Genomic DNA, 13,190 nt, shown 5'->3' with positions numbered 1-13,190 from the left:
CTCCTTAGAAAGGAGGTGATCCAGCCGCACCTTCCGGTACGGCTACCTTGTTACGACTTCGTCCCAATCGCCAGTCCCACCTTCGACGGCTCCCTCCACAAGGGTTGGGCCACCGGCTTCGGGTGTTACCGACTTTCGTGACGTGACGGGCGGTGTGTACAAGGCCCGGGAACGTATTCACCGCAGCGTTGCTGATCTGCGATTACTAGCGACTCCGACTTCACGGGGTCGAGTTGCAGACCCCGATCCGAACTGAGACCGGCTTTTTGGGATTCGCTCCACCTCACGGTATCGCAGCCCTTTGTACCGGCCATTGTAGCATGCGTGAAGCCCTGGACATAAGGGGCATGATGACTTGACGTCATCCCCACCTTCCTCCGAGTTGACCCCGGCAGTCTTCGATGAGTCCCCGGCATAACCCGCTGGCAACATCGAACAAGGGTTGCGCTCGTTGCGGGACTTAACCCAACATCTCACGACACGAGCTGACGACAGCCATGCACCACCTGTGAACGCCCCCGAAGGACACCACATCTCTGCGGTTTTAGCGCCCATGTCAAACCCAGGTAAGGTTCTTCGCGTTGCATCGAATTAATCCGCATGCTCCGCCGCTTGTGCGGGCCCCCGTCAATTCCTTTGAGTTTTAGCCTTGCGGCCGTACTCCCCAGGCGGGGCGCTTAATGCGTTAGCTGCGGCACAGAGAACCGGAGAGGCCCCCCAACCTAGCGCCCAACGTTTACAGCGTGGACTACCAGGGTATCTAATCCTGTTCGCTCCCCACGCTTTCGCTCCTCAGCGTCAGTATCGGCCCAGAGACCCGCCTTCGCCACCGGTGTTCCTCCTGATATCTGCGCATTTCACCGCTACACCAGGAATTCCAGTCTCCCCTACCGAACTCAAGCCTGCCCGTATCAGCTGCAAGCCCACAGTTGAGCTGCGGGTTTTCACAGCTGACGCAACAAGCCGCCTACGAGCTCTTTACGCCCAATAAATCCGGACAACGCTCGCGCCCTACGTCTTACCGCGGCTGCTGGCACGTAGTTGGCCGGCGCTTCTTCTCCAGGTACCGTCACTTGCGCTTCGTCCCTGTCGAAAGAGGTTTACAACCCGAAGGCCTTCATCCCTCACGCGGCGTCGCTGCATCAGGCTTCCGCCCATTGTGCAATATTCCCCACTGCTGCCTCCCGTAGGAGTCTGGGCCGTGTCTCAGTCCCAGTGTGGCCGGTCGCCCTCTCAGGCCGGCTACCCGTCGTCGCCTTGGTAGGCCATCACCCCACCAACAAGCTGATAGGCCGCGAGCCCATCCCAGGCCGAAAAACTTTCCACACCCCACGATGCCGTGAAGAATGAATATCCGGTATTAGCCCCCGTTTCCGAGGGTTATCCCAAAGCCTAGGGCAGGTTACTCACGTGTTACTCACCCGTTCGCCGCTCGAGTACCCCGAAGGGCCTTTCCGCTCGACTTGCATGTGTTAAGCACGCCGCCAGCGTTCGTCCTGAGCCAGGATCAAACTCTCCAACAAAACTTGTGGAAAACCTGTCCTGGCAACAAACAATCGTTTGTCACCAAAGGAATCCTCGGACACGAAAACCATCACTGGCCCGTGTCACGGGGTCATATCAATTGGCACTGGCTTAACAAGCACCCTGTTGAGTTCTCAAACAACCAACGCACACCGCAGAGCCTCACTGTTACCAGTTCCGCTCACCCAGGGCGCTTCATTCCGCTTTAATCTAGCACATCCGCTTTGCGGTGTCAAGTCCGGCTCGCCGTACTTTGTCCCGTTTTGCGGACACACAACGACTCTTCCGGTAACCCGGTCGAGTGTCGTATGGTTTCGGCAGGACGTCCGCTGCGGCTCGTTTGAGCGACCCGCGTGCCTCGTCCGTGTCCCTGCCGGTTGTCAACCTTACCCGCTCCGCGTCCCGCATCCAAATCGACATTGTCGACTGGCTGCCGTCCGCCTCGTGGGCATGACCTTCGACCGGTCACCCGGCCATCGGTCGTCTGAGCTTCGGCAGGCCGCCCGGCGCGTCAAGCGCGCCGTCCGTTTCCCTGCCGGTCATCTACGTTACCCGGCTTCCCGATCTCCACCAAATCGATCACTCGCTCGGTGGTGGTCGTGGGCCCCGGTCGCGCAGAGCGCCACCGGGCAGGTGCCCCGTGGCGCTCGCAAAAGCTACGTGGAGTGCTGCGACAGAGTCAAATCGAGCCGAGCTCGACCCCGGCGAACGTCCGCTTTCCCTTACGCAGCACCAGTAGGCCGCCGGCCAGGGCACGGTCGGCGGCGACGATCTCCTCCGCGTCGCTCACCCGCTCGTTGTTCACGTACGCACCGCCCTCCGCGACGGTCCGCCGCGCCTCGTTGCGGCTGCTGACGAGCCCGGCGGCGATGAACAGGTCGGCAACGGAGGTCCCGGCCGCTGCTCGTACCAAACCGGCCTCCGACAACGCGGCACGCAATGTCGACGCGGACAGGGACGCGAGCTCACCCCGGCCGAACAGCGCCTGCGACGCGGCGATCACCTGCTCGGTCTCGTGCGGGCCGTGCACGATCCGGGTGACCTCCTCCGCGAGCCGCCGCTGCCCGAGCCGTGCCGCGGGCCGGTCCGCCGTCTCCTTCTCCAGGGCCTCGATCTCCTCCCTGGACAGGAACGTCAGCCGCCGCAGCAGCCCGCCCACGATCGAGTCCTCGAGGTTCACGAAGTACTGGAACAACGAGTACGGCGAGGTCATCCCCGCGTCCATCCACAGGCTGCCGCCGCCGGTGGACTTCCCGAGCTTCTCCCCCGCGCTGTTGACCAGCAGCGGCGTGGCCAGCAGGTGCACCGACGCGCCCTCGATGCGCCGGATCAGGTCGGTGCCCGCCGTCAGGTTGCCCCACTGATCACTGCCACCGGTCTGCAGGCGGCAGTCATGCCGCCGGTACAGCTCCAGGAAGTCCATGCCCTGCAGGATCTGGTAGCTGAACTCGGTGTAACTGATCCCGGCGTCGGAGTTGAGCCGGGCGCTGACGGCGTCCTTGGTCAGCATCTTGTTCACCCGGAAGTGCTTGCCGATGTCGCGCAGGAAGTCGATCGCCGACAGCGGAGCGGTCCACTCGAGGTTGTTGACCATCGTCGCCGCGTTGCCGCCGGTGAAGTCGAGGAACGGCTCGATCTGGCCGCGGATCTTCTCGACCCACTCGGCGACCTGGTCACGCGAGTGCAGCTGCCGCTCCGCGGACGGCCGGGGGTCGCCGATGAGGCCGGTGGCGCCGCCGACCAGCGCGAGCGGCCGGTGCCCGGCCAGCTGCAACCGCCGCATCGTCAGCACCTGCAGCAGGTGCCCGATGTGCAGGCTCGGCGCGGTGGGGTCGAAACCGCAGTAGTACGTCAGCGGTCCCTTCGCCATCTCGGCGCGCAACTCGTCGAGGTCCGTCGAGAGGGCGATCAGGCCACGCCACTGCAGATCATCAAGCACATCGGTCACGCCGCGATTCTCGCACCCACCCCCGGTGACGGCCCAACGCATTGCAACCGGTGCTGTTCGCGGCATCGGCGGCGGGTGTACGACCTGAGCCACCACCCGCACGTCCCTCATCCGATGACGGGGCGGAAGTGTCGTAGCCGACCGATAGTGTTGGGGCATGGCGGTTGTGAAGATCAACGCGATCGAGGTTCCTGAAGGTGCGGGCCCCGAGCTGGAGCGCCGGTTCGGCGCCAGGCACGGCGCCGTGGAGGGGTCGAAGGGGTTCCTGGGCTTCGAGCTGCTACGCCCGGTGGCCGGCGAGACCCGCTATTTCGTCTACACCCGGTGGGAGTCCGAGGAGGACTTCCAGGCGTGGGCGAAGGGTCCCGCAATGGAGGCGCACTCCGGTGAGCGGGCCAAGCCGGTGGCCTCCGGCTCCAGCCTGCTGGAGTTCGAGGTCGTGCAGCACGCCGACCCGGCACCCGCCGCCGAGGGCTGAGCGTTGGAGCGCTTCGTCCTGTTCCCCGGCCGCCACCATCTGCTGACCAGGTTCCAGGCGAGCTACCTGCGTGGTCTCGCCGGCGACGGCGGGCAGACGGTCGTGTGGGCCGTGACGAGCGCCAACCACCAGAACACCAAACGCAACCCCGTCGGCTATGACCGGCGGCAGGCGGCGATCGAACGCTTCAGCGTGCAGGAGGGGCTGCGGTCCCTGGTCGTGCCGGTGTTCGACACCGCGCACACCGGCCGGTTCGCCGACGTCACCCTCAAGAGCGTCGAGTCGGTGCTCGGGCACACCCTGACGCCGCGGGACACGGTGGTGGCGTGCTCGACGCCCGAGGTCGCGGCGATGTATGCCGAGCTCGGGTTCACGATCGCCGGGGTCGAGGCCGAGCGGGACCCCGCGCCGGACCGGCCGTGGGACGTGCTGATGCGCCTCGCCGCCGGCGATCCGGCGTGGCGGGACCTGGCGCACCCGGCGAGCCTCGACGTCTACGACCGGTATCACCTCGGCGAGCAGGTCGCGCAGGTCGTCAACGACCCGGTCGTCGGCGAGGAGGGCGGCCTCACCACCACCCGCGACTACCGCACCTATGCCGAGGCGTTCGAGGCGAGCGCCGAGCGCAAGTGGGACATGGTGCGCCGGCACGTGCGCCCCGGCCGGATCGTCGACGTGGGCTGCGGCGCCGGCGCGGTCCTCGCCCTGGCCGACCGCGAGCCGGCGCTGCGGGAGAGCGACCTCATCGGCGTCGAGGTCGCCAGGCACCTGTTCGAGGAGTGCGTGCACCGCAAAGCGCAGGGCTGGTTCACCAACCCCAACGTCTACTTCTACTGCCGCAACGTCCTCGGCGGCGCCGTGTTCGCGCCGCGGTCGGTCGACACCACGCTGACGTTCGCGCTGACCCACGAGATCTGGTCCTACGGGCGCCGGATGGAGTCGCTGCGCCGCTTCGCGCAGGCGATCTACGACCACACGGTGCCCGGTGGCGTCTGGATCAACTCCGACGTGTGCGGCCCCGACAACCGCGGCCTGCGGGTGCGGCTCGCACTGCAGGGCGCCCCCGGCGCTGTCCCGGCCGGCCAGGCAGACCTCACGGGCCTGTCCCGCGACGAGATCTCCGCGCTGGTCGAGGGCCTGCCGACCCGGGCGCGGCTGGAGCGGTTCGCCGCCGACTTCCACTTCCCGTTGCCGTTCGACGCCCGGCCCGACGGCACCGTCGACATCGCCCTCAGCGACGCGATGGAGTTCCTCACCCACAAGGACTATCCCGACAACTGGCTGTCCGAGGCGCACGAGCAGTTCTGCGGACTGGAGTTCGCGGACTGGAAGGCGCTGCTGACCGACATCGGCTTCGAGGTCGACGGCGCGTCGCACTCGTGGCGCAACGACTGGATCGTGGAGCACCGGCTCGCCCCGGTCGCGCAGCTGTCGTCCCAGGACGGCACGCCGTTGCCATGGCCCGACACGCACGTGCTGCTGGTGGCTCGCCGCCCGCTCAACACCTGACCGCCCCGCCCGCTCAACCTGACCGCTCCACTCCGTTCGGCACCTGACTGCTCCGCCCGCCCGATACCTGGCCCCGGCGCGCACGCTCAACACCTGACCGCACCGCTCGCTCAAGATCTGACCCCGGCGCGCACGCTCGACATCTGGCCGCACCGCCCGTTCGACACCTGGCCCCGGCGCGGCCGGGTTTCCGCACCGGTTCCCGGGGCACCGTTGCGGCACCGGCTCCCGGAGCGTGGCCGGGGTCGTGCCCGTCGCCCGCTCTGCCCGTCTCACCACCGGAGGTGGCTCACGTGAAAGCGTTGCGGTATTCCGAGTACGGTCCGTCCAGCGTCCTGCACGTCGTCGACGTCGACGAGCCGCAGCCGGGCCCGGGGCAGGTCCGGATCCGGGTGCGTGCCGTCGGGATCAACCCGTTCGACTGGAAGGTCCGCAGCGGCGCCTTCGGCGACACGACCCCGAGCCGCCTCCCGGTGATCCCGCACGGCGACGTCTCCGGCGTGATCGACGCCGTCGGCCCCGCGGCGCCCGACGCTGCGGCGTCCCCGGGCGCCGCCGCGCCGCAGGTCGGCGACGAGGTGTTCGGGCTGGCGGCCGGTGGCGGCGCCGCCGAGTTCGCGGTGATGAAGCTGTGGGTGGCCAAGCCGCCGGGCATGCCGTTCGAGGAGGCCGCCGGTCTGCCCGGCGTCGTCGAGGCGGCCGGCCGCGCGCTCGCGCTGCTCGGCGTCGAGAAGGGCCAGACGATCGTCGTCAACGGCGCCGCCGGCGGCGTGGGCATCGCCGCCACGCAGCTCGCCGTCGCCCGCGGCGCGACCGTCATCGGCACCGCCAGCGAGCGCAACCACGACTTCCTGCGCTCGCTCGGCGCCACCCCCGTCACGTACGGCGAAGGCCTCGCCGACCGCGTCCGCGCCGCCGCGCCGCAGGGCGTCGACCTGGCCCTCGACACCGCCGGCCGGGGCGCCGTCGCCGACCTGATCACGCTGACCCCTGCCCCCGCCGACGTGGTCAGCATCGTGGACTTCGACGCGCCGAAGCTCGGCGCCCGCGTCACCGACGGCTCGGAGGGACGCGCCTGGCAGACCCTCGACGAGGCCGCCGACCTGTACCGGCAGGGCCGCTTCACGATGCCCGTCGAGCGCGTCTTCCCCCTGTCCGAAGCGCCCGCGGCCCACGACCTGAGCCAGTCCGGCCACGTCCGCGGCAAGGTCATCCTCGTCCCCTGAGCCCGCCCGGACCGCTCCCGCGCTGTCCCCGTCCCGCACCGCTCCTGTCCCGCAGACCCGGACCAAGCAAGCCCACGCATCGCCCCCGTGATCACGGACCTTCACGGGGGCCGGGGCGCCACCGAGGTTCCGTGATCACGGGAACGTCCCAGTGCTCACGCACGTTCGCTCTTGCAGCCCGTGATCGAAGTCGCCTGGTGGTCGTCCAATCGCAGCGCAAGGGTCCAGGTGTGCACTTCGAGGCGCGAAGCAAACGCGATCTTGACCCGTCTGCCGGCACGAAGTCCGGCCGGTGCGGGTCACCCACGAGACGGTGCGGGTCACCCTCGGAACGGTGCGGGTCGCCCTCGGGACGGTCGGTCAGGGGTCGGGGAGTTCGACCGGTGACGGGTCGGGGCGCTTGGCGAAGCGGTCGTCGCCGGACGACCGGCCGCGCAGGTGGCGGCCCACCCACGGCAGCAGGTGCCGGCGGCCCCAGGCCAGCTCCGCCCGCAGCACCTGGTGCCGGCGGCGGACCGGGGCGGACGGCAGCGGCAGGGTCCACGTGTCGTCGGTGCCTGGCAGGCCGACGGCGTGTGCAAGGGCGGCGGCGATGCGTTCGTGGCCGGCGCTGTTGGCGTGCAGCCGGTCGTCGCTCCACAGCCGCGGGTCGGACGCGACCGGGTACGCGCCGAGGTCGAGCAGGACCGCCCCGCTGTCGGCGCACGCCTTGCGGATCGCGGCGTTGAAGGCGATGACCCGGCCCCGCAGCGGCTTCGCGATCGGCATGACCGGCGCCGGGTCCGGCAGCGTGAACGTCAGGACCGTCGCGCCGCGGGCAACGAGGGCCTCCTGCATCGCGAAGAGGTCACCGGCGACGGCGGCGACGTCGAACGACCCGCGCAGGATGTCGTTCATGCCCGCGACGACGGTGGCGAGGTCCGGCGCGAGGTCCACGGCGGGCTGCAGCTGCTCGGCGCGGATCCGGGCGGTGGTGCGGCCGCGGACCGCCAGGTTCGCGTACTCCAGGGGATGGCCGGGCTGCGCGCGGGCGACGTGCGCGGCGAAGCGGTCCGCCCAGCCGCGGTAGCCGCCGGCGCCGTCCGGGTCGTCCATGCCTTCGGTGGTGCTGTCGCCGATCGCCACATACCGCTGGAACATCACGCACCCCTCGCGGCGTAGTCCTCGCGGGCGTTCAGCACCGCTGGCAGGTGCTCCGCGGCCCAGGCGCGGCAGGCGTCCATGGCGGGGAACAGGGTCCGGCCGAGCGGGGTCAGCGCGTACTCGACGCGGGGCGGGACCTCGTCGTGCGCCGTGCGGGTGATCATGCCGTCGCGTTCGAGGGCGCGCAGGGTCTCGGCGAGGACCTTCGCGGAGACGCGGTGCATCGGCACCCGCAGCTCGGTGAAGCGGCGCGGGCCGTCCTGCAGGCAGACGAGGACCATCCCGGCCCACTTGTCGCCGATCTGGAACGGCGTGGCGTTCGACGGGCACGCTGGGTCGAACAGGTCTCGTGGCAGCGGCGAGCTCACCCGGCGACCGTAACGCACGCCCCGGTTACCTTGCAGTTACCGAGGTCTCGCGTTCTACGGTCGCCGGCATGACCTCTTTGGTGGTGTTCGGAGCGGGTGGGCGGGCCGGTCGGCGGATCACGGCCGGAGCGCGGGAGCGAGGGCTGCGGGTGACCCCGGTCGTGCGGGATCCGGCGCGGCACCCGGATGTGGAGGGCGCGGTCGCCGGGGACGTCACGGACGCGGACAGCGTCGCCGCCGTCGCCGTGGGGCACGACGTCGCGGTCAGCGCCGTCTACACCGCCGACCTCGACCCGGCGCGGCTGTACGGCGACGGCACCCGCTCCCTCCTCGACGGCCTGGTCCGCGCCGGGGTCGGCCGGCTCCTGGTCGTGGGGGTGGCGACGACCCTCGACGGCCCGGACGGGGTGAAGGTCTACGAGGCCGCCGACTTCCCCGACGCCTACCGCCCGTTCTCGCTCGGCCGCGCCGAAGAACTGGCCGTGCTCGACAGCGGGCCGGTCGACTGGGTGCTGTTCACCCCGACGATGCAACTGCAGGACGAGCCGGGCAGCGGCGCCTTCGAGGTCTTCGACGACGGCCGCCTCGTCGACGGGACGACGACCTACGCGGATCTGGCCGCGGCGATACTGGATGAGGTGGTGTCCCCGGCGCACCACCGCATCCAGCTCACCGTGCGGAGTCAGACCGCTTTCTGATACGTCCGGAACGTCCGCGTCGACAGCCACACCATGGCGGCGGCGAGGGCGAGCAGTCCGGCGCCGGCGACCAGGTCGGGCGTTTCGCGCCCGGCCTGCAGGGCCCAGTTGACCGGGTTGCCGGCGGCGACCGCCTGCATCCAGCCAGGCATCAGACCCTTGGCGATGAACGCCGAGGACAGGAACGTCAACGGCAGCAGCAGCAACGTGTTGAGCCCGATGAGCGTCTCGCGCTGCCGGACCAGCATGCCGATCGTGTTGGAGAACGCGCTGAACACGGTGCCGAGCAGCACCGACGCGACGATCAGCAGCACCCCGGGGAAGCTCGCGCCGGCCGCCATGCCGAGCAGCACGATGATCAGCGACTGCACGGTGGTGCTGATGGCCTGCTCGACGACGGCGGCGTTGAGGATCGCGCCGCGGTTGACCGGGGTGATCAGGAACCGGTTCATGGTGCCGCGGTCGATCTCCTCCAGGACGCCCATGCCGGACCACATGTTGGAGGACACGGCGCTCATCACGACCACGCCCGGCACCAGGTAGTCCAGGTAGCTGCCGGTGCCGAAGCCGGGCAGCTCGACGACCCGCCGGAACAGGTTGCCGAACAGGAACAGCCAGATCGCCGGCTGGATGAGCATGATGAACAGGAACGCGGGCTGCCGGACGAACACCTTCAACCGCCGCGCCGTCAACCAGAACATGCCGCTCATGCCGCCACCTCCGCTGCGCTCCGGCGTCGACCTGAGCCAAACCCGCAATCCCGATTCGCAGCCACTCCGCTGCGCTCCGCGCCGCTCATGCCGCCACCTCCGCTGCGCTCCGGCGTCGCCCTGAGCCAAACCCGCAATCCCGATTCGCAGCCACTCCGCTGCGCTCCGCGCCGCTCATGCCGCCACCTCCGCTGCGCTCCGGCGTCGCCCTGAGCCAAACCCGCAATCCCGATTCGCAGCCACTCCGCTGCGCTCCGCGCCGCTCATGCCGCCACCTCCGCTGCGCTCCGGCGTCGCCCTGAGCCAAACCCGCAATCCCGATTCGCGGCCACCCCGCTGCGCTCCGCGCCGCTCATGCCGCCACCTCCGCCTCGATGCGCTGGCCGGCGTGCTTGAGATACACGTCGTCCAGCGACGGACGGGCGACGGTCACGCTCGCGACCGGCAGCCCCGCCGTCTCCAGAGCCGCGAGGACTCCGGGCACCGCGGCGGCCCCGTCGTCGGCGCGTGCGGACAGCCGCCGCCGCTCGACGGACACGTCCCGCAGGCCCGGCACCGCCCTCACCACCCGCATGGCGTCGAGGGCCTCGTCCGGCTCCCGCAGCTCCAGGTGCACGGCATCGCCGCGCAGCTCCGCCTTGAGCTTCGCGGGGGTGCCCTCCGTGACGATCCGGCCGCCGGCGACGATCGCGACGCGGTCGGCGAGCCGGTCGGCCTCGTCGAGGTAGTGGGTGGTCAGCAGGATCGCGAGCTCCGCGCCGGCGAGCCGGGCGATCTCCGCCCACAGGTGCGCGCGGCCCACCGGGTCGAGGCCGGTGGTCGGCTCGTCGAGGAACAGCACGTCCGGGCGGTGCACGAGGCCGATCGCGACGTCGAGGCGGCGCTGCATGCCGCCGGACCAGTCGCGCACGGCCCGGTGCTGGGCGTCGGCGACGCCGAACGTGTCGAGCAGCTCGTCGACGCGGCGGCGCAGTGTCTGGCCGCGCATCCCGAACAGGTGGCCCTGCAGCATGAGGTTGTCCCGGCCGGACGCGGCCGGGTCGAGGCCGGAGCGCTGCGAGACGACGCCGATGACGCGGCGCACCCGGTCGGGGTGGCGCAGCACGTCGTGGCCGCAGACCGTCGCGGCGCCCGAGTCGGGCCGGGCGAGCGTGGTGAGGATCTTGACGGTGGTCGACTTGCCGGCCCCGTTGGGCCCGAGCAGGCCGAGCACCTCCCCCGGCTGGAGGGTCAGTGACAGCCGGTCGAGCGCCGTGACGCCCTTGGGATACGTCTTGACGAGGTCGTGTGCCGTGACGGCAGCGGGCATGGTGGTCTCCGGTTCCGAAGGTCGCAGACCGGTCCCGTGGGAGTTCGCTATCCTGGCGGCTGCACACACCTTCGCCGGGCTCGTTCCCGCGGGATCGGTCGAGGTCGGGCCCCGGGTCCGGTGTTCCCGCACCGGTCCGGGGCTGTTTCGCATCCTGCTCAGGGCGCACCGGCCGCCTCCAGGACGCCCGGCTCCCCTGTTGTGCTCGCCGGGCCGTCCGTGCACGCCCGGCGCCCGCTCAGGGGTCCTTGAACGCCTCGACGTCCAGCTCTCCCGTGTCGTGGTAGTTGCGCCAGGCGGCCATGCCCGGCAGCGTGCCGGCGCGCAGCTCCGCCAGGAGCCCGCGCAGCCAGTCGGTCTCCGCCTGCTCGAGCGCGATCGAATACTCGGTCTCGATCAGGAAGATCCTCGGCACGACGTCCTGGGTCTTGACCAGGTCGGCCCGCGCCTCGGCGAGCTGCCGGTCAAGGACGGCGACCCGCCGCTCGATCAGCTCGATCACCTCGTCGGGTGGCAGCACGCCGACGACCGACAGGGCAGTCTTGAGCCTCGGATACTCCCGCTCGGGGACGCCGACGATCTCGCGGAGCCAGTCCGCGGCCTCGTCGCGGCCCGCCTGGGTCAGCTGATACACGGTGCGCTCCGGCCGGCGACCTTCCCGGGTCGTCTCCGCGGCCTCGATGAATCCGTGCTTCTCCAGGTTCTGCACGACGGTGTACAGCGAACCCCACTGGATCTTGAGGTCGTGCTCCTTGCCGCGGCCGCGCAGCTCGGTGGCCATCTCGTAGGGGTGCATGGGTCGCTCGACCAGCATCGCGAGCAGCTGCAGGCCGAGCAGGTTGCCGACCTTGCGTCGCTTGGCCATGCCCACCCCCCAGCTACTCGTCGCCGTTTACTCGTCTACGAGCATACGTCCGCAAGTGCTCGGCCACAAGCGGCCGCCGTCATGCTTGGGCGAACGCCTCGAACCGCTCGGCCACGCCGGACAGGTCGTCCTGGACCGTCTCGGTCCGCTCGTCGCCGACCGCGGTCTCCAGGCGCCAGCGGCGCTGCCCGGGCACGAACGTGACCCGGATCGAGGACCCGTCGCCGCGCCACAGCACCGCCGACGGGTTGTCGGCGGTCAGGCGCCCGAGGAACTCCCGGATGTCGTCGCCGGTCGGGTGGTGCGCGAGCGAACCGTCGTCGGTCGACAGCCGCGGTACCGGCACCCGCAGCAGCCGCCGCGGCTGCCACAGCGCCGCGGGCTGGTGCCGCCCGGGCCGCTGGAAGCAGAGCAGCTCGCACTCGTCGGCGAGCTTGTGCACCAGGTGCAGCGCCTCCTCCGGCGTGTCCGGCCGCAGGCTCAGCAGCACGTGCGTGTCCGCCGCGACGACCGGTCCGGCCCACCACGCCGCGTCGATCCCGGCGAGCACCTCACGGTGGAACCGCTCGACGCCGGGATCGGCCGTCACCCATCCCGTGTCGCCGCGCCGCAGCGCCTCGAAACGGTCGACGCCCTGCTCAACGGTGATCGGCCGGGCCTCGAACCAAACACCGATCTCGATCAGCTCTGCCATGGGGGCCACCGTACGGAACCGTCAGAAACCGACGCAACTCAACCACGCAGGGTGCTGGGCCGATCACCCGCACGCTGGTCCCCCGGGGTCCGGGCCGGGTCCGGACCGGTCGGTGATCAGCTCCGCGAGCCCGGTGGGGTCGAGCGTGGCGAACGGCAGCACACTGCCACCGTCCAGGTCGAGCTCGACGACGGCGAACGGCAGCACACCGACCCGCCCCCAGTCCGTCAGGCGGGTGCGCGGGTTGCACCGTACCCCCGCGATGTCCGCCCATGCGACGAGCATCGGTGCCCGCGCCGGCGCCGCGGCCGGACCCGTGGACAGCAGGCCCTGACCTGGCCGCCTGGCCTCGACGAGGAGCCCGAGCGGTCTCGGCGCGAGCCGCACCGGTACGCCCGCGCCGAACCGGAACGCCGAGCCGACGCTCACGTCCCAGAACCCGACGACACTGTCCAGCGCCACGTGCCCGAGCCACTCCTGTACACCGTCCGCGTGCGCGGCTCGTTGCCGGCGGCGGCTCCACCACTGCCGGGCCACCACCGGCCCCGCGAGGCCGGCGCACACGGCGGTGAACAGCGCGATGGCCTCCCACAGCCCCGCGAGCAGCAACGCCACCGGGACCGCCAGGACGAGAACGGCCCACCACGGACGCCCCCTGTCCCCCACCCCGCCATGGTCGCCCAGGACAGCACCCCGGCGCGCCACCCGCGGGCGCCGC

The 13,190-nt window shown here is 70.4% G+C and carries 12 protein-coding genes and 1 rRNA gene; 4 read left to right on the top strand and 9 right to left on the bottom strand.

Annotated features, from left to right (window positions below; genetic code table 11):
* Positions 1–8: 8 nt before the first annotated feature.
* Together OHA72_RS21675 and tyrS are read right to left on the bottom strand one after the other, a co-directional pair.
* Positions 9–1,523: ribosomal RNA gene (locus OHA72_RS21675) — 16S ribosomal RNA — on the bottom strand.
* A 680-nt stretch (positions 1,524–2,203) separates the two neighbouring features.
* Positions 2,204–3,514 carry a tyrosine--tRNA ligase gene (tyrS, locus tag OHA72_RS21670; protein WP_442788646.1) on the bottom strand — a complete coding sequence of 437 codons (1,311 nt, stop codon included), beginning with the start codon at positions 3,512–3,514 and terminating at the stop codon, positions 2,204–2,206.
* A gap of 115 nt (positions 3,515–3,629) precedes the next feature.
* On the opposite strand from tyrS, the gene OHA72_RS21665 reads away from it, so the two are divergent.
* The 3 genes from OHA72_RS21665 to OHA72_RS21655 all read left to right on the top strand — a co-directional run bounded on the left by OHA72_RS21665 (position 3,630) and on the right by OHA72_RS21655 (position 6,685).
* A complete protein-coding gene (locus OHA72_RS21665; RefSeq protein ID WP_327009603.1) occupies positions 3,630–3,950 on the top strand; it encodes an antibiotic biosynthesis monooxygenase family protein in 321 nt (106 codons plus the stop codon).
* 3 nt (positions 3,951–3,953) lie between these two features.
* Positions 3,954–5,459 (top strand): class I SAM-dependent methyltransferase, encoded by a 1,506-nt coding sequence (locus tag OHA72_RS21660; protein WP_327009602.1) that lies wholly within the window; start codon positions 3,954–3,956, stop codon positions 5,457–5,459.
* A 293-nt stretch (positions 5,460–5,752) separates the two neighbouring features.
* Positions 5,753–6,685: an NADP-dependent oxidoreductase gene (locus OHA72_RS21655; protein WP_327009601.1), complete on the top strand. Its 933-nt coding sequence runs from the start codon at positions 5,753–5,755 to the stop codon at positions 6,683–6,685.
* 360 nt (positions 6,686–7,045) lie between these two features.
* Here the strand turns inward: OHA72_RS21655 and OHA72_RS21650 are convergent, their stop codons facing one another.
* Both OHA72_RS21650 and OHA72_RS21645 read right to left on the bottom strand, forming a co-directional pair.
* A complete protein-coding gene (locus OHA72_RS21650) occupies positions 7,046–7,825 on the bottom strand; it encodes an SGNH/GDSL hydrolase family protein (RefSeq protein WP_327009600.1) in 780 nt (259 codons plus the stop codon).
* The gene (locus OHA72_RS21645; RefSeq protein WP_327009599.1) at positions 7,825–8,196 is read right to left on the bottom strand and encodes a winged helix-turn-helix transcriptional regulator; all 372 of its coding nucleotides are present in this window, start codon (positions 8,194–8,196) and stop codon (positions 7,825–7,827) included. The genes OHA72_RS21650 and OHA72_RS21645 overlap by 1 nt, the downstream gene beginning before the upstream one ends.
* 68 nt (positions 8,197–8,264) lie before the next feature.
* Here OHA72_RS21645 and OHA72_RS21640 point away from each other — a divergent pair, with 68 nt between their 5' ends.
* Positions 8,265–8,894, top strand: coding sequence for an NAD(P)-dependent oxidoreductase (locus OHA72_RS21640; RefSeq protein ID WP_327009598.1), 630 nt, complete (start codon positions 8,265–8,267; stop codon positions 8,892–8,894).
* Here OHA72_RS21640 and OHA72_RS21635 read toward each other — a convergent pair.
* The 5 genes from OHA72_RS21635 to OHA72_RS21615 form a co-directional block, all read right to left on the bottom strand.
* Positions 8,879–9,604 carry an ABC transporter permease gene (locus OHA72_RS21635; RefSeq protein WP_327009597.1) on the bottom strand — a complete coding sequence of 242 codons (726 nt, stop codon included), beginning with the start codon at positions 9,602–9,604 and terminating at the stop codon, positions 8,879–8,881. The genes OHA72_RS21640 and OHA72_RS21635 overlap by 16 nt on opposite strands.
* Positions 9,605–9,956: 352 nt before the next feature.
* Positions 9,957–10,913, bottom strand: a complete 957-nt coding sequence (locus OHA72_RS21630) for an ABC transporter ATP-binding protein (protein ID WP_327009596.1) — start codon at positions 10,911–10,913, stop codon at positions 9,957–9,959.
* A gap of 238 nt (positions 10,914–11,151) precedes the next feature.
* A complete protein-coding gene (locus OHA72_RS21625; RefSeq protein ID WP_327009595.1) occupies positions 11,152–11,778 on the bottom strand; it encodes a PadR family transcriptional regulator in 627 nt (208 codons plus the stop codon).
* Between the two features lie 79 nt (positions 11,779–11,857).
* The gene (locus tag OHA72_RS21620) at positions 11,858–12,472 is read right to left on the bottom strand and encodes a hypothetical protein (protein WP_327009594.1); all 615 of its coding nucleotides are present in this window, start codon (positions 12,470–12,472) and stop codon (positions 11,858–11,860) included.
* A 63-nt stretch (positions 12,473–12,535) separates the two neighbouring features.
* Complete coding sequence (locus OHA72_RS21615; RefSeq protein ID WP_327009593.1) at positions 12,536–13,138, bottom strand: hypothetical protein; 603 nt, start codon at positions 13,136–13,138, stop codon at positions 12,536–12,538.
* Between the last annotated feature and the right edge of the window lie 52 nt (positions 13,139–13,190).

The sequence above is a fragment of the Dactylosporangium sp. NBC_01737 genome (assembly GCF_035963215.1).
Taxonomy (GTDB): domain Bacteria; phylum Actinomycetota; class Actinomycetes; order Mycobacteriales; family Micromonosporaceae; genus Dactylosporangium.
The sequence above is the reverse complement of the archived record's forward strand: the minus strand, read 5'-3'. Positions and strand labels throughout refer to the sequence as shown.